We start from the raw sequence: 24,232 nt of genomic DNA on the forward strand, positions 1-24,232 counted from the left end.
GGCATTACGGCTTAAACAAACGGCGCCAGCGGGTCCGCAATCTCAAACGCCGCTTCGCGCTCCGCCTTCGGCGGGTAAATCAGCTCGCTGACAATCGATAACTTCAGCTTTTTCGCCTCTTCACGCGTCAGCTTCACCTGCTGCTCCCATCCTTCGGTGTATACCGCCCCCCACGCGCCGAGATCCAGACAGGTGACATACATCTCCTGACGATACGGCAGCGGCGCGACGTTCAGCAGACTCGCCGCCGCATTATTACCGGCAAATTTCCCCAGCAGAATGGCGTGCTGGCAGGTCATCAGCGCATGATTGCCTTTGTCATCGGTAGCCGCATAGGCGACGTCGCCGGTGGCGTAGATATCCTCATGACCCAGCACCTGGAGGTTCTTGTTCACATGCAGGCGTCCCTGACGATCGCGTGGGGCGTTAATCTGTGCGGTCAGGTCGCTCGCCTGGACGCCGACGGTCCAGATCACCGTTTGTGAAGCGATAACCTGCCCATCTTTCAGCGTTACGCCAGCCGCGTCGACGCTCTCTACTTCCGCGTTGACCAGCCACTCCACTCCCAGCTCGGCGGAAGCGTCGATAATCACATCGCGCAGCGCCTGACTCCAGCGTCCGCCCGGTTGTGCACTGCGTTCAACTACGACTACTCTGGTCTTAGCATCAGCCCCTAAAATGTTGCGCAGACGGCTGGGTAATTCCAGCGCCATTTCAATTCCGGTAAAGCCGCCGCCGCAAACCACCACGGTATTGCGCGCCTCGCTTTCCGGCTGTAAGGCCAGATCTTTAATGTGCTGCTCAAGCACTGCCGCGCTCTCCAGTTGGTCGAGATCAAAGGCGTGTTCGGCGGCACCGGAAACGGCGTCGCGGTTAACGTGGCTGCCGCTGGCTAGTACCAGGCGATCATAGCGATGCAGATGGTTTTCGCCGTTGGTGTCTTGCCAGCTAACTTCGTGGGATCCGGGTAGAATCTGTTCTACATGCCCTTGTAAAAAGCGTATGCCGGTGACGTCGAACAGCGGCTGTAGCGGAGCGACCAACGTTTGAACGGCATTTTCATAAAAGCGTGGACGCACGCGCAGCTCGGGCTGAGGTGCAATCACAGTAATATCAATATTTTGCTGGTTTTTATCCGCTAAACGCGCGGCGCTCAGCGCTGCCCACATCCCGGCAAAGCCGGCGCCCACGATCAGAATTTGTTTTTGCATGATGCTTATCTCACTGGTGACTCCGATTTATTTACTCGGATTTTATTTGTCGTAGTTAAAGATTGCAATGAGATTTGGATCCTGTCGCGGATCGAGTCCGGTGATTTGTTATTATCTCTATGATAAATATAGTTTTAAATTTTAATCTATTTGCAGGTGTTATCCGGTATCTGGAATGCGTGATGCGAAAAAGCTACAATATACTCAGATTCATTTTGGCTGAGATAAGAGCATGGCATTTTACAGTTCCGGGGTTGAGTACGGCATCCATAGCCTGATGTGTATGGTGGACAGCAAAGGCGACGCACGCGATATGAGCGTGCGCGAAATCGCCGAGCTGCAGCGCGTGCCCTATGACTATCTGGCCAAAATCTTTACCCGCCTGTCGAAGGCCGGGCTGGTACGGAGCAGCGAAGGGAAGGGCGGCGGTTTCCAGCTGGCGAAACCGGCGGAGGAGATCACCGTGCTGGACGTTGCCAACGCCATTGACGGCGATAAACGCATATTTGAGTGCCGCGAGATCCGTCAGCGGCTGGCGGTATTTGAGGAGCATCCACCAGAGTGGGCCTGTGAAGGCATTTGCGGTGTGCGTTCGGTAATGGACATGGCCCAGCAGCGAATGGAAGAAGCGCTCGGCCAGCATACGATTCTGGACCTGGCGCGCAAAATGTACCGAAAAGCACCGGACACCTTTGTGGTGGAAGTGCAGGAGTGGATAGACGCGCGCAAAGGGTAGTGAGTGAAAATGCCCGATAGCGCAAGGCAATCGGGCGGTATCTCAGGCTATTTTGAAAAGATTGACCATCTCCGGGTTGCGCTCTATAACGCGGAGAACCTTTAAATAGGTTCCCGTAGGAATACGCCTTTTTTGTTCCCATGCCTGGATCAAAGAGGATGAAACACCTATCGCCTGTGCAAATTCATCCTGCTTCATTTTAGCTTGTTTACGAATGGCTTTGACGTCCGGAAGTTCATACCGGGTGACCTGGGCGGCAGCTTTACGGCCCTGGCTAATTTCAACGGCCTCGCTTGCCGATTCCATCAGTTCTTTAAAGAAATCATTCATAACGAGCTCTCTTTCAATTGGTGAATGATGGCCTTGAGTGCGTTTTTTTCCTCGCCGCTCAGGCTGTCTTTCCTGCTTTTAGGATAAGCCATGAAAAGCCAGATACGCCCTTCGCCATTTTGAAAATAGTAAATACTGCGAATCCCACCACTTTTGCCTTTGTTGGTACTTTCAGGTGCGAAGCGGACCTTCCTGCAACCGCCTGTACCCTGAATTAAATCTCCCTCCAAGGGATTTATAATGAGCATTTCCTGAAATACTCGGTACTCATCCTCGGTGAGTAGTGCCTTCCGTTGGCGTGAGAAGACTGAAGTCTCAATAAACTCAATATAGTTCATGGTCATGTCCGTCCATGATGACCTGGTTGTACAAACTATACTCTTACAGGGTGGGACTTGAAAGGCAAAAAAACCGCGATATGACTCGCGGTTAATGTTAAAAAATAAGCTTACTTGCTGCTATCTGGCGTATTAATCATGCGGTTCAGCCATGGCACCATAATCGCCATCACTACCGTTACCGCCAGCGTCACCAGGCCTATCTTACTGAAGACATTGGTATAGATAGGCAGCGTTTGCAGTGGGTCGGTGATGTTTTCCGGTACTGCGGTGAACGTCGCGACATAACCTCCCATCAGGAAAGCAGCGGCCTGGGTCAGGAACCACATCCCAAGAATGAAGCCCATCAGGTGCTGCGGTACCAACGCGGCGACCATCGCCAGTCCCAGGGCGCTTATCAGCAGTTCACCCAGACTCTGGAACAGATACACCAGCACGATAAACCACGGCGACGTCAGTCCCTGCGCATCGGCAAACCACATTCCGGCAGCAGCAGCGGTCAGGAAACCCAGCGAGCACAGGAACATACCGAGCGTAAACTTCATCGGCATGGTCAGATCTTTGCCTTTGTTTCCCAGACGGGTATAAATTGCGGCCAGCACCGGACTTGCCACTACCACCCAGAACGGGTTCAGCGCCTGGAAGCTTACCGGGTTGATGGCGAAACCAAGAATTTCATGGTGCACGTTGTTGATAGCAAAGAAGTTAAGTGACGTTGGCATCTGTGCGTACAGCACATAGAACACTACCGCTTCCAGCATCAGGATAAAAGCCACGAACATTTTGTTACGCCCGGTTTTATCCAGTTTGAAGGCCTGACGGAAGAAGATGATCGTCACGGCAATCGACAGGACGATCAGCACCAGGTTGGCAATCTTCACGTTGTGCATCAGCCAGGCGCAGATAAATACCGTCACTACCGTACCGGCCAGCACGCAGAATAGATTACGGAAATTCAGCGGCTTATGATCTGGCTCAGAACCGATATTCTTCACCATCCCACGGCAGGCAAAGTAGACCAGCAGTGCGACGATAAGCCCGGCCCCGCACAGGTTGTAGGTCACCGCGTAGCCAAACTTATCGGCAATCACCGGCGCCAGCGACAGCGACAGCAGCGAACCGATGTTAATCGACATATAAAACAGGGTGAAAGCGCCATCCAGTCGGGCGTCTTTCGGTGGATAGCATTTTGACAGCAGGCTTGCCGGGTTGGCTTTAAACAGCCCGTTACCCACGGCAATGGTACCCAAAGCAATAAAGATCAGATCGGGCTTGAGTAGCGACATCCCGGTCATGAAGTAGCCGATCGCCAGCACAATCGCACCGAGTACCAGCGTGCGCTTGGTCCCTAACAGGTGGTCGCCGACGTAGCCGCCGATCGATATTAGGCCGTAGACCAGTGCGGCAAAAGCACCAAAGGTGACGAATGCCTGTTCCTGAGAAAAACCGAGTTGCTTAACAAAAAATACCGCCAGGATGCCCTGAACGCCGTAATAGCCAAATCGTTCCCATAATTCCACAAAGAAGATCATGAAGAACGGACGAGGTTGCTGCAGCAAGCCCGTAGGTGCAGTTTTATTCATATTCCATCGCCTTTCAAAGCCATCCCGAAAAGTATGAACGCGTATGCTTAAACGCGCCGAAAAAGTCTTGTTTTGTTATAGACTGCGGCGATTAGCCGTGCGGGTAGAGTATTATACAGATAGTTTTCGATCCAATTAGTTGATCACACTAATTATGATTTATTTGTTGGCTTGATGTACTAATTGTGTCCGGATGATAAAAACAAAAACGCCCGCGCGAGCGGGCGTTTACAGGCTTTACTGTTTGCAGCGGGCCGGGTTATCTCCCAGCGGCAAGCATTTTATGCTTCTTCGTCGTCACGTAACGGAACAATCAGCATGTCGACGTGGACGGTGTTGATCAGTTGACGTGCGGAGGACATCAGTTTGCTCCAGAAATCCTGGTGGTGACCACAAACGACCAGATCCATGTCGTATTTTTTGATGGCATCAACCAGAACCTGGCCCAGGTCGCCGCTACCGCTCAGGGTTTCGGTGATAGGGTAGCCTGCGTTGGTGGACAGCTCGGTTAACGCGTGGTGGGTTTCTTCAGAAATACGTTTCTGCATGTCGCCCAGATTCACGTCGATTAGCCCGGTGTACAGGTCGGAATAGTTTACGTCAACGTGGATAAGGGAGACTTTAGCATTGTAAGGCCGCGCCATGGAGACCGCTTTTTCAACCAGAACTTTGCTTTCCGGAGAAAGATCAACCGCGATAAGAATGTGTTTATAAGCCATAGTGTTACTCCTTCCATAAGTTGTCGATGACTAGCCTGCTGGCGTTTATCTGCCGCCGCGTCATTCGCGTCCTGCGAACCTTATGCGCGGGGCTAGCCCAGTCGTAAAAACGTATCATATAAGGACTATCCTTACATTATAGCGACCAGGATAATCCGTCAATCCGCCTTGCTTGCCAAGCAGTTAAACAAATTTTTTAGTTAATTGCATTGATAGCGATTAACCTTCTGGCAAAAAAATTAACTAATCTCCTACACTATTTAGAGAGGCGCTCGGATGCGTGATACTAACACGAGCGGTTTCGGTAGCACTCTTCACTGAATGATTGGTAGGGTATCGGGGAGCGGTAGTCCCGGAAAGGAGTTCCGTGGGCGGGTCGCCGGGGAGGAGATATGATAAGCACCATTGCGTTGTTCTGGGCTTTGTGTGTCGTTTGCATTGTTAATATGGCGCGCTATTTTTCTTCGTTACGCGCACTGTTAGTGGTACTTCGTGGTTGCGATCCATTACTTTACCAGTATGTCGATGGTGGGGGATTTTTTACCTCGCATGGGCAACCCAACAAGCAAATGCGTCTGGTGTGGTATATCTACGCTCAGCGTTACCGCGATCATCATGATGATGAATTTATACGCCGCTGTGAGCGGGTTCGCGGTCAGTTCATTCTTACCAGCGCGTTATGCGGACTGGTGCTTATCAGCATGGTTGCGCTGATTATCTGGCACTGATTACCAACAACAGATACAAAAAAAGTGGGTCAGGAAACTGACCCGCTTTTTACCGTGCATCCGCTTAGATAAGCTTCAGGGAGAGCCAGTACAGCACCCCGGAAAGAATAATCGCCGCCGGCAGGGTGAAGACCCAGGCCATCAGAATGCTGGTTACCGTTTTACGCTGTAAACCGCCGCCATCAACAACCATCGTTCCCGCAACGGAAGAGGAGAGAACGTGGGTGGTGGAAACGGGCATACCGGTGTAGCTGGCGAGACCGATAGAAACGGCGGCGGTCATCTGCGCCGACATCCCCTGAGCATAGGTCATGCCTTTCTTACCGATTTTCTCACCAATGGTGGTGGCTACGCGACGCCAACCAATCATCGTACCAATACCCAGCGCCAGTGCGACGGCCATAATGATCCAGATAGGCGCGTACTCAATGGTGCTCAGCATGTCAGCTTTCAGTTTTTTCAGCAGACGTTGATCGTCGGCGCTTACGCCAGGCAATTTCACCACTTTATCTGTAGTATCAGAGATACACAGCATAATACGGCGCAGCTGACCACGCTGTTCAACGCTTAACTTGTCGTAGGTTTCCAGATTCGCCAGCATACCTTTCGCACGCTCAAGCGCGTTGATGGTATTCGCCGGGTGGCAATGGAACTCTGTCGATGCCGTTGTGACCGTTTCCGTCGGGGACGGAATCAGCTGGTCAACGCCAGTCGCCTGCTTGAGCAGGTCCGGGCGTTGCTGGAAGAAGACTTCGACGTTATTGATAGCATCGCGGGTACGGGTAATTTCGTAACCGGAAGCATTCATATTCACTACGAAGCCCGCAGGCGCTACGCCAATCAGCACCAGCATCACCAGACCAATGCCTTTCTGACCATCGTTCGCGCCGTGAGAAAACGCCACGCCGATAGCGGAGAGGATCAGGGCAATACGCGTCCAGAACGGCGGCTTTTTCTTGCCGTCTTTCTTTTCACGTTCTGCCGGGGTCAGGTGGATACGGGCACGTTTTTTCGTACCACTCCAGTAGCGACGCAGAATGAAAATAAGACCGCCAGCAACCACCAGGCCGACAATCGGCGAGATGATAAGCGAGGCAAAAATCCCCATCACTTTCGGGATGTTAAGTGCGTCCACCACTGAGGTGCCGTTCATCAACGCATTGGTTAAACCAATACCGATAATCGCGCCAATCAGCGTGTGGGAGCTGGATGCAGGTAAACCAAAGTACCAGGTACCCAGGTTCCAGATAATTGCCGCCAGTAGCATGGAGAACACCATGGCGAGGCCATGTGATGATCCCATATTTAGCAGCAGATCCGTTGGCAGCATATGCACGATGGCATACGCCACACTGAGACCACCCAGCAAAACACCAAAGAAGTTGAACAACGCAGCCATGACCACCGCCAATTGCGAACGCATTGCACGGGTATAGATCACGGTTGCGACAGCATTGGCTGTGTCATGGAAGCCGTTAATTGCTTCATAGAACAGCACGAAAGCCAGAGCAAGCAATAGTAAAAGCCCGGTATGTAAATCCAGGCCAGCAAACAAATGTAGCATAGGACGTTACGCCATTTTGAGGACATGAACGCGGCGCATTATCAGTGACTTTGGCGGCGCGGGCAAAGTGAAATATAGAGTTTTTTTGATTTGTCTCCTGCTTTGTTTTACACCACTAAAGAATTATCCTATATATTTCAGATAAATACCCTTTATCGGTAGTTTGGCGCTGGTGCGACCACTGAGGAATCTTTACAATTCACCTCCGCTTTTTAGAGAGGATCGCAACGTGGAAAGGTTTGATACCGTTATTATAGGCGCTGGCGCAGCGGGTATGTTTTGTGCCGCGCAGGCAGGACAAGCAGGTAGTCGTGTGCTGCTGATTGATAATGGTAAAAAGCCGGGACGCAAGATCCTCATGTCTGGCGGGGGCCGCTGCAACTTTACCAACCTTTATGTCGAACCTGCCGCGTATTTGAGTCAAAACCCGCATTTTTGCAAATCGGCGCTGGCGCGTTACACGCAGTGGGATTTTATCGATCTGGTGGGCAAGCACGGTATCGCCTGGCACGAAAAAACGTTGGGTCAGCTGTTCTGCGACGATTCTGCCCAGCAAATTGTCGATATGCTGGTGGACGAGTGTGAAAAAGGTAACGTAACTATGCGGTTACGGAGCGAAGTCCTCAGCGTTGAGCGGGAGGGTGAAGATTTCATCCTGGCGCTGAACGGGATGACTGTCGGCACGAAAAAACTGGTTATCGCCTCTGGTGGTCTTTCGATGCCGGGTCTGGGCGCGACGCCTTTTGGCTATAAAATTGCCGAACAATTCGGTCTGAACGTGTTGCCGACGCGCGCAGGTCTGGTGCCTTTTACTTTACACAAGCCGCTGCTGGAGCAGCTTCAGGTGCTCTCTGGCGTATCCGTTTCCTCCGTTATCACCGCCGAGGACGGTACGGTCTTTCGTGAAAACCTGCTCTTTACGCATCGCGGGCTTTCTGGTCCGGCCGTGCTGCAGATTTCCAGTTTTTGGCAGCCAGGTGAATTTGTCAGCATTAATTTGTTGCCGGATGTTGACCTTGCGAGCTTCCTTGATGAACAGCGCAGCGCCCACCCTAATCAGAGCTTAAAGAATACGCTTGCTATGCAGTTGCCAAAACGCCTGGTGGAATGTTTACAGCAGTTAGGGCAAATCCCGGATGTCTCGCTGAAACAACTGAACGTGCGCGATCAGCAAACGCTGGTGGAGACCCTGACCGAATGGCGGGTGCAGCCGAACGGTACGGAAGGGTATCGCACCGCGGAAGTCACGTTGGGCGGCGTGGATACCAACGAGCTGTCATCGCGCACGATGGAAGCCCGTAAAGTACCAGGTCTCTATTTTATTGGTGAAGTGATGGACGTCACCGGCTGGCTGGGTGGATACAACTTCCAGTGGGCATGGTCGAGCGCCTGGGCGTGCGCGCAGGATTTGGTTTCTGTCCGAGGACAATAAAGTTGTACACAAAGCACTAAAGTTGTAACCATTCTCAAAAAACGACGCTAATGTTGTATACTTACTGAATGTGTGGTTATAGGGTTGGAGACTATAAAATACACATATAGGTACGTATCAATGTCGTTTTTAGGGTACGATCATGGCTAGGGGTAGGCGTCTCAAATCCTATTTGGATTATGAAAATGCGCTAGGTGACGGCATAGGAGTGGGCTATGGCCAAAGTTATCAGCCCTGGCTTAGAGCTCAGGACGTTAAATCCCGTGGAAACCGTTCGATAGTCTTTGGCCTTAAGACGTTTCGAAACCATCATCTCCTTTCTTCTGTCGAAAGTAACTTTTTCTATCTGGCTGAGTTTAATGACTCGGTGATTGATATCCGGGAACAATTCCCACTCTTTCCTCTCCGGCTTACCCAACAAATAGCAAATCATCTACATTTTCAACATCCTATGGTGAGGGGAGTAAGAGGAGTACCTGTCGAAGTTCTGAATGTTATGACAACCGATTTTTTACTGACCTTGAGAACTCCTGAAGGCGGACTTCGATACAAAGCTATAGCAGTAAAACATAACGAGAGCATACCTGAACGCGAAGCCCAAAAACTTGAAATAGAGAGGATGTTTTGGCAGTTGATTGATGTTGAGTTTCAAATTTATGTTGGCTCGGAACTCAATAACGTCGTCGGTAAAAACATTTGCTGGGCTACTTCTGTATTAAGAGATGGTTCTGAATTTTATGATAAATATCCTCTTGATAAAATCCTATGGAAGCTTAAACCAGATGTTTATCCCATAGTAGGACTACGTGCAATGATTTCATCAATCTTTGGGGTAGATGCACAAGAAGCGATGATGTTATTGCAGGCAATGATTGGATTAAAAATGATAAATGTTGATTTATCATATCCAATACTCGAAACCGGTCTGATAAAGATAATTTCCAATGACCACTATATAGGACTGAACGCAAATGGATATTATTAGGAATTCAGTCTGGCTCTCTCAAGGCACTGATTTGCTTGCAGAGGGACTTTACCGTGTTTTGGATTTTGACAGAAAGGTCGATTTGTTAATTTTGTTTAAAATAAAATCAGAAAGAACGGGTAAGCCAATCCCTTTCTCATTTTCAATGTTTAAATATTATATTGAATCAAATAGCATAACTTGTAAAGATTATATATATCCTTCATATATGTTAGTAGATGAGAAAGAATTAACAGATAAAGACAGAGGAAGGCGAGATGAAAATTACAATATCATTAAAGATCTTGTAGATGACAGAATGTTTCTGTTCGACTATGCATTACATAAAAAGTCGCACCTTTTAATGGATTACTCAAGAAATAAAAAAATATCACAATATACTATCAGAACGCTTCTGGCGTTGTATTGGCGACATGGGCAGGATATTTATGCATTGCTACCCGCATTCTCGAACTGTGGCGCCGCTGGGAAAAGTAGAATCAAACATGAAATTAAACTTGGGAATTCCAAAAAAAACAGAGCATTACCTAATGAACGATCACGTGTTTTCATTCTTAATGAAAGAGATATAAATAATATTAGAAAATCTCTCATTACGTATCATTATAAAGTTAACGGAGATACGATAAAGAAAACATTAGAGAGACATATTGATTTGTATTTTAGGGATGAAATTAAAACAGCAAACCTAGAAAATAGAGCTCCATATGTTCCTTCTTTAAAACAATTTTCATACTGGAATAAAAAACTCTTCACTAAAGATTTCTCGATAAATAAGAAGAACACGAAAAAAGAAATAGACCTCAAAATGCGGGCGCTTTTAGGTAGTGTGGCTAATACAACTGTTTTGCCGGGTGATGTTTTCGAAATAGACTCAACTGTCGCTGATGTACATCTTATTTCGAGTTTAAACAGACGAAAAGTCATTGGGCGTCCTACTATTTATACAGTGGTGGATCGTGCAACAAGAATGATTGTTGGCCTTCATGTTTCTTTATACCATGCTTCATGGCGAGCCGCCCGACAAGCGTTAGCAAATTGCTTTATGCCAAAAAAAGAATATTGTAGATTATTTGGAATCTCTATTACTGATGATGATTGGCCTTGTTCTCACATTCCATTAACATTGATGTGTGACAACGGGGAGATGATTGGTCTTAAACCTCAGGAAGAGATGACCCCCCTGACAAAACTTGAGTTTGCGCCAGTCGGTAGAGGCGACAGAAAAAGCATTGTTGAACGCTGTTTCGGCATTCTGAATGATGAGGTTATTCATAGGCTTATTGGAACAACACGAAGGGGAAAGATTGTTAAAGGAGAGCCAACACCGCAATCCAGGGCTTGTTTAACGATTCAGGAGGTCACGTCTTTACTGATTCGGGAGATACTTGCACATAATCAGAGAACGTATGAGGAACTGGCTTATATCAATCCCTTACTGATTGAAAATGATCTCGTAATATCACCAAAAAATAGTTGGATGATAAGCTTAAAGCACGGGAGATTCAGCGCAAGAGCCGTTGGGGCCGACGAAGTGATCGCACGATTGTTAATCCCTGTGAACGCTAACATTACCGCCGGTGGGATTCAGTACAATAATCTTTTTTATGAATGTGATCCTGAAATTGCATCAGGTGTCAGAGTATTTGGAAGAACCACTTGTGAAGCAAGAATAGATGACAATTGCGTAGATTATATATATGTAAGATTTGACAAAAATAGCATTTTCAAAAAACATTACCTACTTAAGAAAAGAGATGTATTTAAAGGGAAAGCTCATCTTGATACAGATGTAATGGCTGATTGGGTAGATACTCAAAAAGAAATTAATTTATTTACTCTGGATTCGCTCAGCAATATCAATAATAAAGATGAATTTAACAGGAAAGGTAACGAAAGATTAAATGAAATATACGAATCTCGCCGGGTACATGGTAAAGATATTAAAAAGAACAGGAAAAATGAACTTGATTCATTAGGACGAACTCATGTTGCTAATGGAAGATCTGAACCCCTACTTCCTTCATCCAGTAATGTTCTGCTTTTGCCTGGCCGGGAGGAGAAACAAAGATGGTTAAAAGGTAAGAAGAAGACTGAGGACGCAGAATAATGAATCTTATACGGTGCGTTTCAGCGATATATAAAGAACAGGAGTTACCTGAGTATCGTGGCAATCCCTTAATTGAAGCACTTCCTGAAGCGCTTACGGAAGATGAAGTACTTCTGGAAATGAGTTATTTCCCCGAAATTGACGAAAAAATCCGCTGGACTGCCCCGGCGAATGTTAGAGAGCAGTATGTCGAACGTATAAAGAAATTCCGTTGCCCTCAAACCAATCTTATCCAGGCTTATAAGATGATCTTACGGGCACTTAGGGAAAGCTATGCAGCTCGTAATCCTTTAAAAAGCGGAACAATTCAATATCTTCATTACTATGGAAATGAGCGTCCTGATATTGAGCCAGAAAGTGGATATTTTAAATCCCAGGCTGAAACTATTACGATAGTTGGAATGAGTGGTTCTGGAAAAACTACCATGATTGAGCAAGTCATGGATCATTTCCCTCAGATTATAGAACACAGCAGCTATAAAGGAGTTTTTCCCGGCTTCAGTAAGCAAATTGTATGGGTAAAGATTAATTGTCCATACAATTCAAGTGTGAGAGACCTTTGTGAAGAGATTTTACAAAAATTAGATGATGCAATTGGTATTGAACGAACTACACCTGAGATTAGAAATGGTGCTCTGGCTCGCTAGATTGCACAAAGAATTAAATCATCATTTTTGGGTATCCTTGTTATTGATGAAATGCAGAGGCTTAAATTTTCAAGAACCGGGGGTGAGAGTAAGTTGATTGATTTTTTACATGAAATTGTAGATTCCATGGGGGTATCTATGGTTTTTTGTGGAAATCATCCTTTTGACGAGACGCTGACAAAGAAAATGAGAATTGCCAGGCGGGCAGAGTCTGGTGGTTACATGAAAATTAAGAATGTTAGATACGATTCACAAGACTGGCAATCGTTTATTCATTATTTATGGCCATTACAATGGACAAATGTTGAAACTCCATTAAATGATGAGTTAAACGAAAAATTATTCATTTTATCTAAAGGCAATATTGGATTGGCTCAGATGATTTATCGGGGGGCACAATTAAAGGTTATCGGTAGCGGCAATGAAATCATCACTGGCGCAGTCTTATCGGCCTCTGTACCGGTACTCGTGAGTCATACGGAGGAATATAAGGATACTCCACTCCCGGGGGCCGCGACTGAAGATGAGGAAGCTAAATGGCTCTCTGCATCTAATGAGGGTGATGCTTCGGCTAAAATCATGGCAGAGAAGTCCCTAAAGTCTTTGATCCCTGGGGATATAGACAGGCCACAGCACAAGGAATTCGTAGGAAAAATAGACGAGGTTTTGCGCAATTTCGACGAGAAAATACTGTCTCTTGACCACGATCTTGTTATCAACAGAACAGCTGAAAAGAAAAATACCTACGATGCTCTTCAGCGTTGCGGGCTTATAAATATAGATCCACTTAATAAATTGTAATGAGGTAACAGTTCGTAACGGTCAAAGAGAGGTGTGGGAAATGAGAATGTTGCCTGTTTTGCCTGATGAATCCTTGTTCAGCCGGTTTTGTCGGACAACTACCGTGTACGGTATGTCCCCATCTTCTCTGTTAACGATCATTTTCAACAAACCTGATATGAACGTCCATCCAATTCTCAATTCAGGATTAAAGGCTATTTCTCTTCATACATCCGAAAGTGCAGATCAGCTCTGGCATGAACAGACTTTACTCCCTCTTTTTGCCTGGGCACTACCAATCAGTCGTAATGAAATTATGGATTTCAACACGACCCCTGCCAGGCTTAATCGATTGTGCCGCCTTAGTAATTTTTCACTAGGGCAGCGCACACTATTGAAGTTTTGCCCGGTTTGCGCTCGTGAAGATACTTTTCATTATGGTGTTACTTATTGGCATCTGGCGCATCAGCTTCATGGGGTTACAACCTGCCATCGGCATCCGGTAGCGCTTGAAAGCATCCATGTCCCTTCTTCACCGCACATACGTATTGGACTGATGCCTCCTGTTTCGTATACAGAACAACTTAGCAATGAGATAGACTTCGATTTTGCTAAGTTTTGTTATGAGTCCCTAAATATAATCAGAAGAAAAGATATTACACACCCCAATTACATGGATGTACTTAAAAAGTTGAATTTATTATCATTGGATGGAAATTTAAAGAAAAATGTATTCTACGCACATGTTTATGCTAAGTGCCAGTTATTTGGGGATGGTTCATCGGGACTTATACCAACATCCCTAACTGATTATCATTACTGGGAGCCTATACTCAAAGACAAATGTTGTCAGCATCCCACAAAGCATCTTTTGCTTTGTTATTGTTTGTTAAATACTTGCTGGCCAACGTATGCAGGAAGTCGTACTAATAAAAAGAAAGAAATCTTTAAAAGTCATAAGAAATACAGTTTTCATATAGTTGAAAATAATACTAGTGTTAGCAACCTTGGGAAGGAATTTAGTCGCAGCAGATGTTACATTAAAACACTTATTTATAAAAAATACCTGAGGGCGTTTAAGCGAAACACAAAAATTAATATATTCACTGAATTGCTTATCAAGTCTATGGCTGTAAGGGGGTTTAGTCTGGCATCCATAGCTGAGAAAAACTCATTATCGGAAGGAGCTGTATCCTCTGTAATTTCATCTTGTTACGGTTTATGCTCATGGCGTAAAAAATGTAAAAAAGATTCTTTAAGACGGCGTCATAAGCAGAAAATATTAAGATTTATACATAATCAATCCGTTTCTATAACACGAAAGTTAGTCAAAGAAAGTTGTTATGCAAGTTTCTATTGGCTAAATAAACATGAATGTGACTGGCTTAATTCCTGTCTTCCTAAAACAATACGATGCTATAAAAATAAAAGAGTAGACTGGAGCGAGAGAGATATTATCTCATCATCATTAATAAATGATGTTTTATCTCAGGGGCAGTACTCGATGTCACTTACAAGTCTAGATGCTTTACTGGGAGGGCATGGCTGGCTTTTGAAATACAGAGATAAACTACCAATGACAATGATACTTCTCAGAAAAATGGAACTAATTAAATAAGAGGGAGTTATATGGTTTACGAAAATGAATTGTGGCACAGTTTTCTTCTGCGTTCACAGATAATGTATAACTTATCCAATTGCAGGAACATAATATCAAAGCATGGCGCACTAAGGTACGATGCCTTTCCTCGTTTCGAACTGATTGATATGTACAAATTGCATAGCTTGCAGGATATATATGACATTCTTGCCACTAGAAATGGTTATATACTAACTTCCAATATAGTGTCGTTATCTTCTGGTGTTTACGGGTATTTTAACGCTATTGAAGATGCCTGTCGGAAAAATTTTCACATAACTAATTCATATCCATTGGTAAACATCTCAAACATTCGTTACTGTCACAAATGTATTGTTGAAGATATACACTCTAAAGGCATTGGTTATCTGCGTCATAGATGGTTGTTTGAATCTAAATGTGCAGTTCATAGTACCAGTTTATATGAGGTTTGTTTTGATAACTATTTGAATGCAGTGAAAGGACTTAGTGACTTAATTATAAGTGGAATAAATCCTCATGGTTATTGTTCCCTTGTGGTTGACGTTTCAAACCCTTTCAAAAATCCAGTGTATATATTACCATGTGCACGTAATAAAATTTTAAAATGGATTTCGGACAATAAAAATATGCTGATTTACTTTCTCTTTGATCTCTTCAAATGTAAGTCGCATTCAAGTTTATCTAAGGTTATCGAAGTCAAGATAATGCATGATAGATATATTTCTGCGGTGTTCAAGATGTTAAGTGAAGTTAATTTTTGTAATTTCAACTCATTTATTTCTGATATTTTTGAGGACGTAAGTTATGCCTCTATCGGACTTGATGATTATTCTGTTAATGTGCATTTTCTCAGGCTAAGGGCTGCAGATTGTAAATTTTGCCAGTTGAATGGTAAATATTTTTGCTCACTTTACAATGTAAAACTTCTTCGCTAATTTCACTTCATTTATAAAATACTAAGAAAGCTAGTTAGATAAGGTTTTATATTTTGACTGGGGCAGGAATAAATTATCACTCATAGAGTTTCCCTGGGGGTTACCACCTGTGTATGATGCCGGTTAGCAACAACGTCTAAAAGACCTGCGATCACGTGGGTCCCTCTCCAGCAAAGGGGCAAGGGGTGCTATATAACGGTGTACTGCTTACCCAATACGGCCTTGTATTTGAAAGATGCCGCATCTTGGCAGGATTCGTATTACAGCCTATAGTCTGTTAATGAGCATTACAGCCTATATGCTGTAAATCCCTGCGTTATGCTTGTTAACTCGTCGATACGGAAGGTCACTTATGAACACTCAATACGCTTTGAAGACTTTGAATCAGTTACGTCCTGTTTTAATCGGCTTTCGCAAAGCCAATGGACTGACGCAAAAAGATGTTTCTGAACGTTTGGGTATAACACAGCAAACTTATGCCCGACTAGAGGCCAACCCTGCAAGTGCGGGTTTTGAGCGTTTGTTTAGGGTGTTCAGCGTCCTTGGAGTGGAGATCGTACTTTCATCCAGGGAACCATTGTCAGATGCAAAGCCCGAATACGGAGCTATGCACAATTATTCTTCACTTCCAGCCAGGCGGGAGAAATGGTGACGCCTGGCGCTTCCCGGTCTAATTTTTCTTCAACAAGATTAACCCCTTAGCGGCCTGAAGTATCAGGTTGCGATAGAGCCTTTCATTTCTTCTGTTATGTTAAATACACCATTTTGAGCTATTTCGCTCGGCCTTAAATTATCTCTTCATTCTTCAGTGAAAATTTTATGTCGATCACATTATCGATGAATTTAGGAAATAATCCGTAAATGAAAATCTATCTTCTTTTAAATTCATCAGTGTCAGTAGCAAATATTACGCATAAAAGAATGGTTATTATTATCATTTAAATTATAAAGCTCATGAGTCAATTCCAAAAAATATAATAAGCATTGAAATCATTACCCGTGATTCTGGAGTTTTAACTTTGCCATGTAACCAACCACAAGTTAGTTTCCGGTGTTTTGAGGGGCAGTAAAGTTCTGAAAGCGCGACCAGATCATAATCCCGAAATGTCGTTAAGATATTCTGAATAACGGTTATCCCTGCTTGTTGGCAGGCATTTGAAAATATATTTTGTATTCAGGTTGCAGCAAAACGCTTTCTTACACACAGGACTTCATATGCGGCTCAGAAAATTAAAACTGAAAAACTTCAGAGGCTACAGAAACTCTACTGAAATCATTATTGATGAAAGCATGACGGGTATTGTCGGTCGTAATGACTTTGGGAAATCAACGCTTCTGGAAGCGCTGGCTATTTTTTTTGAAACAGAAGGAATGAAGGCTGACAAGAATGACATGAACTGTTTCAGCCTAAGAGAAGGGGACGGCCGTTTTGAAATAGCCTGTGAATTTGATGACCTGCCCGATTTTATCATGATCGACGACAGGGTGCAGACCACGCTCGCCTCAGAACATCTGCTGAATGAGGACGGCAATTTTGAAATCGTCAAAACGTTTAAAGCAACGACCTCAGGAAAACCGGAGCAGACCTGCATCCGCTGCATCCACCCGGATGAGGAGCCCCTGAGAAATTTACTGGGCATGAAAATTTCTGAGCTCAAGGCGGTGGGAAAAGAAGTTGAAAAAAATGTGGCGGATAAACGCACTGCATCGTTATGGCGTCAGGCCATCAGGGAAGCCGCAGCCCCCTATACCTGTTCGGAAATTATGCTGGATGTCGATAAAGAGTTCGGAACCGACACAAAATCATTATGGGGTAAGATCCTCGATTTGCTGCCCACGTATGCGATTTTCAAAGCCGACAGGGAAAGCAGCGACGGGGATTCCGAAGCTAAAAACCCCTTACAGCAGGCCGTAAAAGACGCTCAGGCTGCGCTGCAGGACAAAATTACAGCGCTGGAAAATGAGATTCAGGACAGCGTCCTGGATGTCGCACAGAGAACGCTGGATAAATTACGTGAAATGGCCCCCGAACTCGCCAGTGAACTGACTCCACGATTTAAGGAGAAACCCAAGTGGACCTTCAATTTCACCCTGGACGGGGAAAATGGCATCCCCATCAATAAGCGCGGCAGCGGGATAAGGAGGCTTATCCTGTTGAATTTTTTTCGGGCTGAGGCTGAAAAGAATGTCGCGGGGACGCCCAGAAATGTGATTTATGCCATAGAGGAGCCTGAAACGTCACAGCATCCGAACTATCAGATGATGCTGATGAAAGCGTTACTGGCACTGGCAGGCCAGCCGCACCGTCAGATTATCGTCACCACCCATGTCCCGGCGCTGGCCGGATTAATCCCTGTCGAAGGCGTACGTTATGTTACCCGAAATGAGGCGGGTGAACCCGTAGTAAAAATGCCGGATGACGCAGTGCTGAAGGAAGCCACTGAAAGCCTGGGGGTGCTGCCAGAGACCGGTATGGAAAGGGCGCAGGGGATTGTTCTGGTAGAGGGAAAGTCGGATGTTACTTTCCTGAGGCATGCGGCCAGTTCATTAAAACAGTCAGGTGCGCTGCCAGCCTCTCTGGAGGACGTGAAAATAGTGCCAGTCCTCATAGGAGGGTGTGGTAGCGTCAAACACTGGGTTACATTGAATCTGGCCAAAGATCTGGGGCTTCCCTGGTGCGTATTTCTGGACTCCGATATTGGGGGAGACCCTGCACAGGTTCTGTCCATCCAGAAGCGTAAAAAAGAAGTAGAGGAGGCCGGTAAGGTATTTTTCGCTACGCGCAAACGTGAGATAGAAAACTATCTGTGCCCGGATCTTATCGAGGAAATTACTGGTGTAGCCGTCACGTTTACGGACACCTGTGACGCTAAAAAAATAATCGGCCGGGCTGTGGGAATGAAACCCGATAATGTACTAGATAAATTCTGGCCTCAGATGACATCAGAAAGAATCATCTCAAGATCAACCTATCATGACGGAACGCAGGAGAGAAGCGAGCTGGTTGAGATCCTGAGCGACATTGTATCCATGACGAGATAATGTATTAAATAAGCATCTCAGGTGCATATATTCCGGTCCTCAACAAAGGACCGGAGTACAGAGTAGTAAAAACCCGAAATTAATCGGGTTTGAATTATATAAAGATTAACCGACTCCCGCGCCCAGGAACGATGTAAAATCACGCTTGTCGTGACATTTCTACAATGTTTACTTTTGACTATCAAGCCATTTATTCATCTGCTCAATTTCACCTTTTTGAGCTTTAATGATGTCCTGCGCGAGCTTTCTCATTTTCGGATCTTTTCCGTATTTGAGCTCGGTCTCAGCCATTGCTATTGCCCCTTCATGGTGCGCTACCATGCCTTTCGCAAAAGCCTTGTCGGGATCGGACTCATTTACGGCAGCCATCATTTTGTCATGCATGTCTTTCATGCCAGCCATATATTCCTGTGACGAAGCCGAGGTAGACATATCAGTCATTTTCATTTCTGAATGTTCTGCTGAAATCGCTGGCAGGGATAACATTAATACTGCAAATAAAGTGTTTCTGGCTTTCATAAAAAATATCCTTTTAGCGTTGATGCCCGTTAACTGTAGCAGAATCTGATAAAAATGCCCCCTGTAGGGGGCAAAGATGTTGCCATATATCCGGTTACGGAAAAATCTATCAAGGAAATAAGGACAGCACAGATACTTCCCTCGCCGTCAGCCTGCACTGAGCATGCGACGATGCGCTTCGGCCATGGCCTGATGTGGGCCAGACTGACCGTTATTCATAAATTCATGGGCAACTGCAGCTCTTTCATGCTCATTCATTGCCGCTAATGACTTCGACGGCCCGGTAGGGGAAACGGTCTGACTTCCCATCATCCTCTGATGACTTTCCACCATTTTCTGGTGCGCATCCGCCGACCCGTTCGTCATGGTTTCATGAGCAATAATGGCCTGTTCATGCTGGTCCATACCGGCCATACGAGGTGCAGTCCCCTGGATCCCGACAGGAGCCGCAGCAGACTGCATCTGGTGAGCAGGTGCCTGTGCATTGTTGACCCGCTCATGGATATTCACGGTTTCAGTGGCCCAGGCCGAAGAAATTAAGCCAAAGCCCAGCAAGGATGCTAATACGATATTTTTCATGATAACTCTCCATTTCTTAATTAGTGATGTCCGGGGGAGTACAACCGGTGTTTTCAGTTCCATAACTGAAACAGGTTCGGAAGTGTTTATTTCTCCGGGAGGGGACTGGATATTCATTTCCTGGCGTCCACTGACGCCGGATATTGATAAAGCAATCCAGCCTTCCTGATAAGTTGCACTAATTATATCGAATGGCTTCTGTTTGCTGCATGACAGGCTAATGACATCTTTGTCATTTAAATCTTTATTCCCAGCACTGGGTGTCCGGAATCATTTTCTCCAGTCTGGGCACGGATAAGATAAAACGCGTTGAGTGTACGTCCGATTCCACCTGCACTCTTCCGTGATGTGCTTCCACGATTGACTTCACAATCGCAAGGCCGATGCCGCTGCCTTCTCCTTTTCGTTGTCTGGACGGATCCACCCGATAAAAACGGTCAAACAACCTTGATAAATGCTCTTCAGGGATTGGTTTCCCCGGATTTTCAATCACAAGGTCAAAAAAGCTCTCCTGCTCTCTTATTGAGACGGTGATTGCCTGTCCCTCCGGGGTATAACGCAGGGCATTGGATAACAGATTATTGATCGCCCTTCTGAACATTTGTGGATCTCCCTCAACCAGGCAGGGCATCCCGTTAAATTTGAGCGTGATATTGCGTTCTTCGGCCCAGGCTTCGAAAAACTCGAAGACTTTCATGACTTCCGCTCTGAGGTCAAACATGACCCTGTCAGGTATCAGCTGATTATTATCTGCCTGTGCCAGGAACAGCATATCGCTGACCATTTTGGTCATCCGGTTATACTCTTCAAGACTGGAATAGAGGACATCCTCAAGTTCCCTCTGTGTTCGATCCTGACTCAGTGCGATTTCAGTCTGCGTCACCAGATTGGTGATGGGCGTTCTGATCTCATGCGCGATATCGGCAGAGAAATTGGCCTGGCGGGTAAAGACATCCTCAATCTTTCCAATCATATGATTGAACGAGATAACCAGTTGCTCCAGCTCAATGGGAACGCGTGTCGGTTCCAGTCGCGCATCAAGATTCTCGGAGGTGATGTTTTTAATGGCATTGCTGACATTACGAAGGGGCAGGTGCCCCTGACGGACAGCGATTCGAATGATCAGAACAATCAACAGGCTTATCACGACGGCAATCGCAATCAGGTTCTTTTTCAGCGCATCGAGGTAATGGAGATGGAAATTAATGGATAGGCCAGTCAGCATGACATAGTTCTGCTGTTTGCCCTGAAATATCGCCTGACCAGAGGAGGCGATAATCCTGTATGTTTCCATCTTCATTTCGGACCCGGTATCCATCGGTCCCGCAGGATCCTCCACCGTCCAGAGAAAGACATCCCGTGCGCGGCTGTGCTCGCTAAAATCTGCTGAATTCACTGCCGGGCGTAGTGCCGCCCCCTGAGCTGAGCTAAAGAGCACTTCCCCCCTGGGATTGAGGAGCAAAAGGGCAACGTTGCGGTAGCTGGCAATTGATTCCTTTATTTTGCTTATTTTTTTATCATCCGGATCCACCGGGGACTGCAGTATACGGTTCAGTGTGGTGCTGATTTGTTGAAGATCGCTGACATCCTGCTCGGCAAAATGATTTTCAACAGAATGCAGCATAAACCAGGTGAATGCGATAAAAGCCAGTATCGTGGACAGGCTGATAAAAAAGGTCAGCCGCAGAGCGAGTGAGAAAGGGCGTCTGGAAGGTTTGCTATGCATCCGGGACCTCCAGCATGTAGCCCACGCCCCGGACTGTCTGGATCAGCTTTGTCTCGTAATCGTTGTCTATTTTAGCGCGGAGTCGCTTTACTGCGACATCGATCGCATTAGTGTCGCTGTCAAAATTCATGTCCCAGACCTGAGAGGCAATCAGGGAGCGGGGAAGAACCTCTCCCTGATGGCGAATGAAGAATTCCAGCAGGCTGAACTCTTTACTGGTGAGCACAATGCGGTTTCCGGCGCGACTGACTTTTCTGGATACGAGATCAATCGAGAGGTCAGCCACCTTAAACTGGCTTTCCGTGATCATCGTGTTTCCCCGCCTCAGAAGGGTTCTCACCCGGGCGAGCAGTTCGGCAAACGCAAAGGGTTTAACCAGATAATCGTCCGCACCCAGTTCCAGTCCTTTGACCCTATGTTCGATCGTGCCGAGGGCTGTCAGCAGTAAGACCGGCATACCCTTTCCGGCAGTGCGCAGCATGCGGATGATATCCCAGCCGTTCACATCAGGTAGCATGATATCCAGAATGACTAAATCATACTCGGCTGTCATGGCGAGATGATATCCGGTAAGACCATTATCAGCGTGATCCACTACGAACCCTGCCTCTGTAAGCCCTTTGCTGAGATATTCACCTGTTTTAATTTCGTCTTCGACGATCAATATTTTCATCTTGCTCCCCGGCTGGCTGCTAATGTCATTCTATTGCGCCCACGATCGTTATCAACGGATTACAGCAAAAATGACAACATTGTCATTATCCTGTCACCCGGCAAACAGAGAGCGTTAGGTAAAGTACCCCTATCAATACTCTGGACTTCATTTGAACCATTTACCAGGTCTGCCTGGACGAGAAGCGTTATGTTCAAATTAAAATTACTCAGCATTAGCACGATATTCATCCTGGCAGGCTGCGTGTCGCTTGCGCCTGAATATCAGCGGCCCGCAGCACCGGTACCCCAGCAGTTTTCACTGTCCCATAACAGCCTGACGCCAGCGGTAAATGGCTATCAGGATACGGGCTGGCGTAACTTTTTTGTCGATCCCCAGGTTACCCGGTTGATCGGTGAAGCTCTGACTAATAACCGTGATTTGAGAATGGCTGCCCTGAAGGTTGAAGAGGCCCGAGCCCAGTTCAACGTCACGGATGCAGATCGTTATCCCCAGCTGAATGCCTCATCCGGGATAACATACAGCGGTGGTCTGAAAGGTGACAAGCCGACCACACAGGAGTACGACGCGAGACTGGAGCTCAGCTATGAGCTCGATTTTTTCGGCAAACTTAAGAACATGAGTGATGCTGATCGCCAGAACTACTTTGCCAGCGAAGAAGCCCGTCGGGCCGTACACATCCTGCTGGTATCCAACGTTTCACAAAGCTATTTCAGCCAGCAACTGGCGTACGAACAACTTCGTATTGCGCGGGAAACGCTGAAAAATTATCAACAGTCCTATGCTTTCGTTGAGCAGCAGCTCGTGACCGGGAGTACGAACGTTCTGGCACTTGAACAGGCGCGAGGACAAATCGAAAGTACCCGCGCCGAAATAGCCAAACGAGAAGGCGATCTGGCTCAGGCAAACAATGCCCTGCAACTGGTGCTGGGAACGTACCGCGCACTTCCGTCAGAAAAAGGGATGAAAGGCGGGGAGATAGCCCCAGTAAAATTGCCACCAAATCTGTCTTCACAAATTTTGCTGCAGCGACCGGATATTATGGAAGCGGAATATCAGCTGAAAGCGGCTGATGCCAATATTGGCGCAGCGCGAGCGGCCTTTTTCCCCTCAATTACCCTGACCAGTGGTCTTTCCGCAAGCAGTACGGAGCTGTCCAGCCTGTTTACGTCAGGAAGTGGAATGTGGAATTTTATCCCTAAAATTGAAATTCCTATATTTAATGCTGGCAGGAATAAAGCCAATCTGAAGCTGGCTGAAATTCGCCAGCAACAGTCGGTGGTTAATTACGAACAAAAAATTCAGTCAGCCTTTAAGGATGTTTCCGACACGCTTGCGCTGCGCGACAGCCTTAGCCAGCAACTTGAGTCACAGCAGCGTTATCTTGATTCACTTCAGATAACTCTCCAGCGTGCCAGAGGATTGTATGCAAGTGGTGCTGTCAGTTACATCGAAGTGCTGGATGCAGAACGTTCCCTCTTCGCTACCCAGCAAACCATTCTCGATCTTACCTATTCCCGGCAGGTTAACGAAATTAATCTGTTTACCGCGCTGGGTGGCGGTTGGGTAGAGTAAATTTATTTAATTAATCAGGAAATTAAAATGCGTAATTCACTTAAAGCCGTTTTATTTGGTGCCTTCTCTGTCATGTTTTCTGCCGGTCTTCATGCTGAAACACATCAGCATGGCGATATGAATACTGCCAGTGATGCTTCGGTACAGCAAGTTATCAAGGGCACCGGTGTCGTTAAAGACATTGATATGAATACTAAGAAAATCACCATTTCGCATGAAGCAATTCCAGCGGTGGGCTGGCCTGCAATGACCATGCGCTTTACTTTTGTTAATGCAGACGATGCTATTAATGCCCTGAAAACAGGCAACCATGTCGATTTCTCGTTTATTCAGCAGGGCAATATCTCCTTACTCAAAAGCATTAACGTGACGCAGTCCTGATTGGCTGTCCGGAGCGAT

At 46.2% G+C, this 24,232-nt stretch carries 21 protein-coding genes and 1 pseudogene; 12 read left to right on the plus strand and 10 right to left on the minus strand.

The features are described from left to right. Positions 1-11: 11 nt before the first annotated feature. Positions 12-1,211 (minus strand): NAD(P)/FAD-dependent oxidoreductase, encoded by a 1,200-nt coding sequence (locus FDX04_RS01455; RefSeq protein WP_137361626.1) that lies wholly within the window; start codon positions 1,209-1,211, stop codon positions 12-14. A gap of 232 nt (positions 1,212-1,443) precedes the next feature. Here FDX04_RS01455 and FDX04_RS01460 point away from each other — a divergent pair, with 232 nt between their 5' ends. Then, positions 1,444-1,947 (plus strand): Rrf2 family transcriptional regulator, encoded by a 504-nt coding sequence (locus tag FDX04_RS01460; RefSeq protein ID WP_042311782.1) that lies wholly within the window; start codon positions 1,444-1,446, stop codon positions 1,945-1,947. 42 nt (positions 1,948-1,989) lie between these two features. Here FDX04_RS01460 and nadS read toward each other — a convergent pair whose 3' ends face one another. The 4 genes from nadS to uspA all read right to left on the minus strand — a co-directional run bounded on the left by nadS (position 1,990) and on the right by uspA (position 4,917). Continuing rightward, on the minus strand, positions 1,990-2,277 hold the full coding sequence (gene nadS, locus FDX04_RS01465) for a NadS family protein (RefSeq protein WP_087050783.1): 288 nt from the start codon (positions 2,275-2,277) through the stop codon (positions 1,990-1,992). Next, positions 2,274-2,615, minus strand: a complete 342-nt coding sequence (locus FDX04_RS01470) for a type II toxin-antitoxin system RelE/ParE family toxin (RefSeq protein WP_309241610.1) — start codon at positions 2,613-2,615, stop codon at positions 2,274-2,276. Before FDX04_RS01470 ends, nadS begins: the two co-directional genes overlap by 4 nt. 110 nt (positions 2,616-2,725) lie before the next feature. Further along, positions 2,726-4,198: a dipeptide/tripeptide permease DtpB gene (gene dtpB / locus FDX04_RS01475; protein ID WP_137361624.1), complete on the minus strand. Its 1,473-nt coding sequence runs from the start codon at positions 4,196-4,198 to the stop codon at positions 2,726-2,728. A gap of 281 nt (positions 4,199-4,479) precedes the next feature. Next, complete coding sequence (uspA, locus tag FDX04_RS01480) at positions 4,480-4,917, minus strand: universal stress protein UspA (RefSeq protein WP_003023368.1); 438 nt, start codon at positions 4,915-4,917, stop codon at positions 4,480-4,482. Positions 4,918-5,309: 392 nt separating this feature from the next. Here uspA and uspB point away from each other — a divergent pair, with 392 nt between their 5' ends. Continuing rightward, positions 5,310-5,645, plus strand: coding sequence for a universal stress protein UspB (gene uspB, locus FDX04_RS01485; protein WP_003023371.1), 336 nt, complete (start codon positions 5,310-5,312; stop codon positions 5,643-5,645). Between the two features lie 64 nt (positions 5,646-5,709). Here the strand turns inward: uspB and pitA are convergent, their stop codons facing one another. Further along, entirely contained in the window at positions 5,710-7,209 is a 1,500-nt protein-coding gene (gene pitA / locus FDX04_RS01490) for an inorganic phosphate transporter PitA (protein WP_038635082.1), read from the minus strand. Between the two features lie 229 nt (positions 7,210-7,438). Here pitA and FDX04_RS01495 point away from each other — a divergent pair, with 229 nt between their 5' ends. The 8 genes and pseudogenes from FDX04_RS01495 (at position 7,439) to FDX04_RS01530 (ending at position 18,761) form a co-directional block, all read left to right on the plus strand. Then, entirely contained in the window at positions 7,439-8,641 is a 1,203-nt protein-coding gene (locus tag FDX04_RS01495) for an NAD(P)/FAD-dependent oxidoreductase (RefSeq protein WP_121529669.1), read from the plus strand. Positions 8,642-8,783: 142 nt separating this feature from the next. Beyond that, positions 8,784-9,626, plus strand: a complete 843-nt coding sequence (locus tag FDX04_RS01500) for a TnsA endonuclease N-terminal domain-containing protein (RefSeq protein WP_000090707.1) — start codon at positions 8,784-8,786, stop codon at positions 9,624-9,626. Beyond that, the gene (locus FDX04_RS01505; protein WP_000351437.1) at positions 9,613-11,736 is read left to right on the plus strand and encodes a transposase; all 2,124 of its coding nucleotides are present in this window, start codon (positions 9,613-9,615) and stop codon (positions 11,734-11,736) included. Before FDX04_RS01500 ends, FDX04_RS01505 begins: the two co-directional genes overlap by 14 nt. After that, a pseudogene (locus FDX04_RS01510) lies at positions 11,736-13,184 on the plus strand (ATP-binding protein). Before FDX04_RS01505 ends, FDX04_RS01510 begins: the two are co-directional and overlap by 1 nt. Positions 13,185-13,224: 40 nt before the next feature. After that, on the plus strand, positions 13,225-14,781 hold the full coding sequence (locus FDX04_RS01515; RefSeq protein WP_137370360.1) for a TnsD family Tn7-like transposition protein: 1,557 nt from the start codon (positions 13,225-13,227) through the stop codon (positions 14,779-14,781). Between the two features lie 11 nt (positions 14,782-14,792). Beyond that, positions 14,793-15,719: a hypothetical protein gene (locus FDX04_RS01520; protein WP_000262420.1), complete on the plus strand. Its 927-nt coding sequence runs from the start codon at positions 14,793-14,795 to the stop codon at positions 15,717-15,719. A 352-nt stretch (positions 15,720-16,071) separates the two neighbouring features. Further along, positions 16,072-16,371, plus strand: a complete 300-nt coding sequence (locus tag FDX04_RS01525; RefSeq protein ID WP_001097216.1) for a helix-turn-helix transcriptional regulator — start codon at positions 16,072-16,074, stop codon at positions 16,369-16,371. A 563-nt stretch (positions 16,372-16,934) separates the two neighbouring features. Next, positions 16,935-18,761, plus strand: a complete 1,827-nt coding sequence (locus FDX04_RS01530) for an AAA family ATPase (protein WP_001239419.1) — start codon at positions 16,935-16,937, stop codon at positions 18,759-18,761. Between the two features lie 168 nt (positions 18,762-18,929). Here the strand turns inward: FDX04_RS01530 and FDX04_RS01535 are convergent, their stop codons facing one another. The 4 genes from FDX04_RS01535 to silR all read right to left on the minus strand — a co-directional run bounded on the left by FDX04_RS01535 (position 18,930) and on the right by silR (position 22,258). Beyond that, positions 18,930-19,280, minus strand: coding sequence for a DUF305 domain-containing protein (locus FDX04_RS01535; protein ID WP_000647571.1), 351 nt, complete (start codon positions 19,278-19,280; stop codon positions 18,930-18,932). A gap of 147 nt (positions 19,281-19,427) precedes the next feature. Then, on the minus strand, positions 19,428-19,859 hold the full coding sequence (silE, locus tag FDX04_RS01540; RefSeq protein ID WP_000790485.1) for a silver-binding protein SilE: 432 nt from the start codon (positions 19,857-19,859) through the stop codon (positions 19,428-19,430). Between the two features lie 244 nt (positions 19,860-20,103). Continuing rightward, positions 20,104-21,585, minus strand: coding sequence for a copper/silver sensor histidine kinase SilS (gene silS / locus FDX04_RS01545; protein WP_000555736.1), 1,482 nt, complete (start codon positions 21,583-21,585; stop codon positions 20,104-20,106). After that, complete coding sequence (gene silR, locus FDX04_RS01550; protein ID WP_000697968.1) at positions 21,578-22,258, minus strand: copper/silver response regulator transcription factor SilR; 681 nt, start codon at positions 22,256-22,258, stop codon at positions 21,578-21,580. The genes silS and silR overlap by 8 nt, the downstream gene beginning before the upstream one ends. A gap of 189 nt (positions 22,259-22,447) precedes the next feature. Here silR and silC point away from each other — a divergent pair, with 189 nt between their 5' ends. Both silC and cusF read left to right on the plus strand, forming a co-directional pair. Further along, positions 22,448-23,833, plus strand: a complete 1,386-nt coding sequence (gene silC, locus FDX04_RS01555; protein WP_000475506.1) for a Cu(+)/Ag(+) efflux RND transporter outer membrane channel SilC — start codon at positions 22,448-22,450, stop codon at positions 23,831-23,833. Between the two features lie 27 nt (positions 23,834-23,860). Continuing rightward, on the plus strand, positions 23,861-24,214 hold the full coding sequence (gene cusF / locus FDX04_RS01560; RefSeq protein WP_001246155.1) for a cation efflux system protein CusF: 354 nt from the start codon (positions 23,861-23,863) through the stop codon (positions 24,212-24,214). The last annotated feature ends 18 nt before the right edge of the window (positions 24,215-24,232 follow it).

Origin of the sequence: Citrobacter sp. wls615, from assembly GCF_005281355.1 — a bacterium.
Classification (GTDB): Bacteria; Pseudomonadota; Gammaproteobacteria; order Enterobacterales; family Enterobacteriaceae; genus Citrobacter; species Citrobacter werkmanii.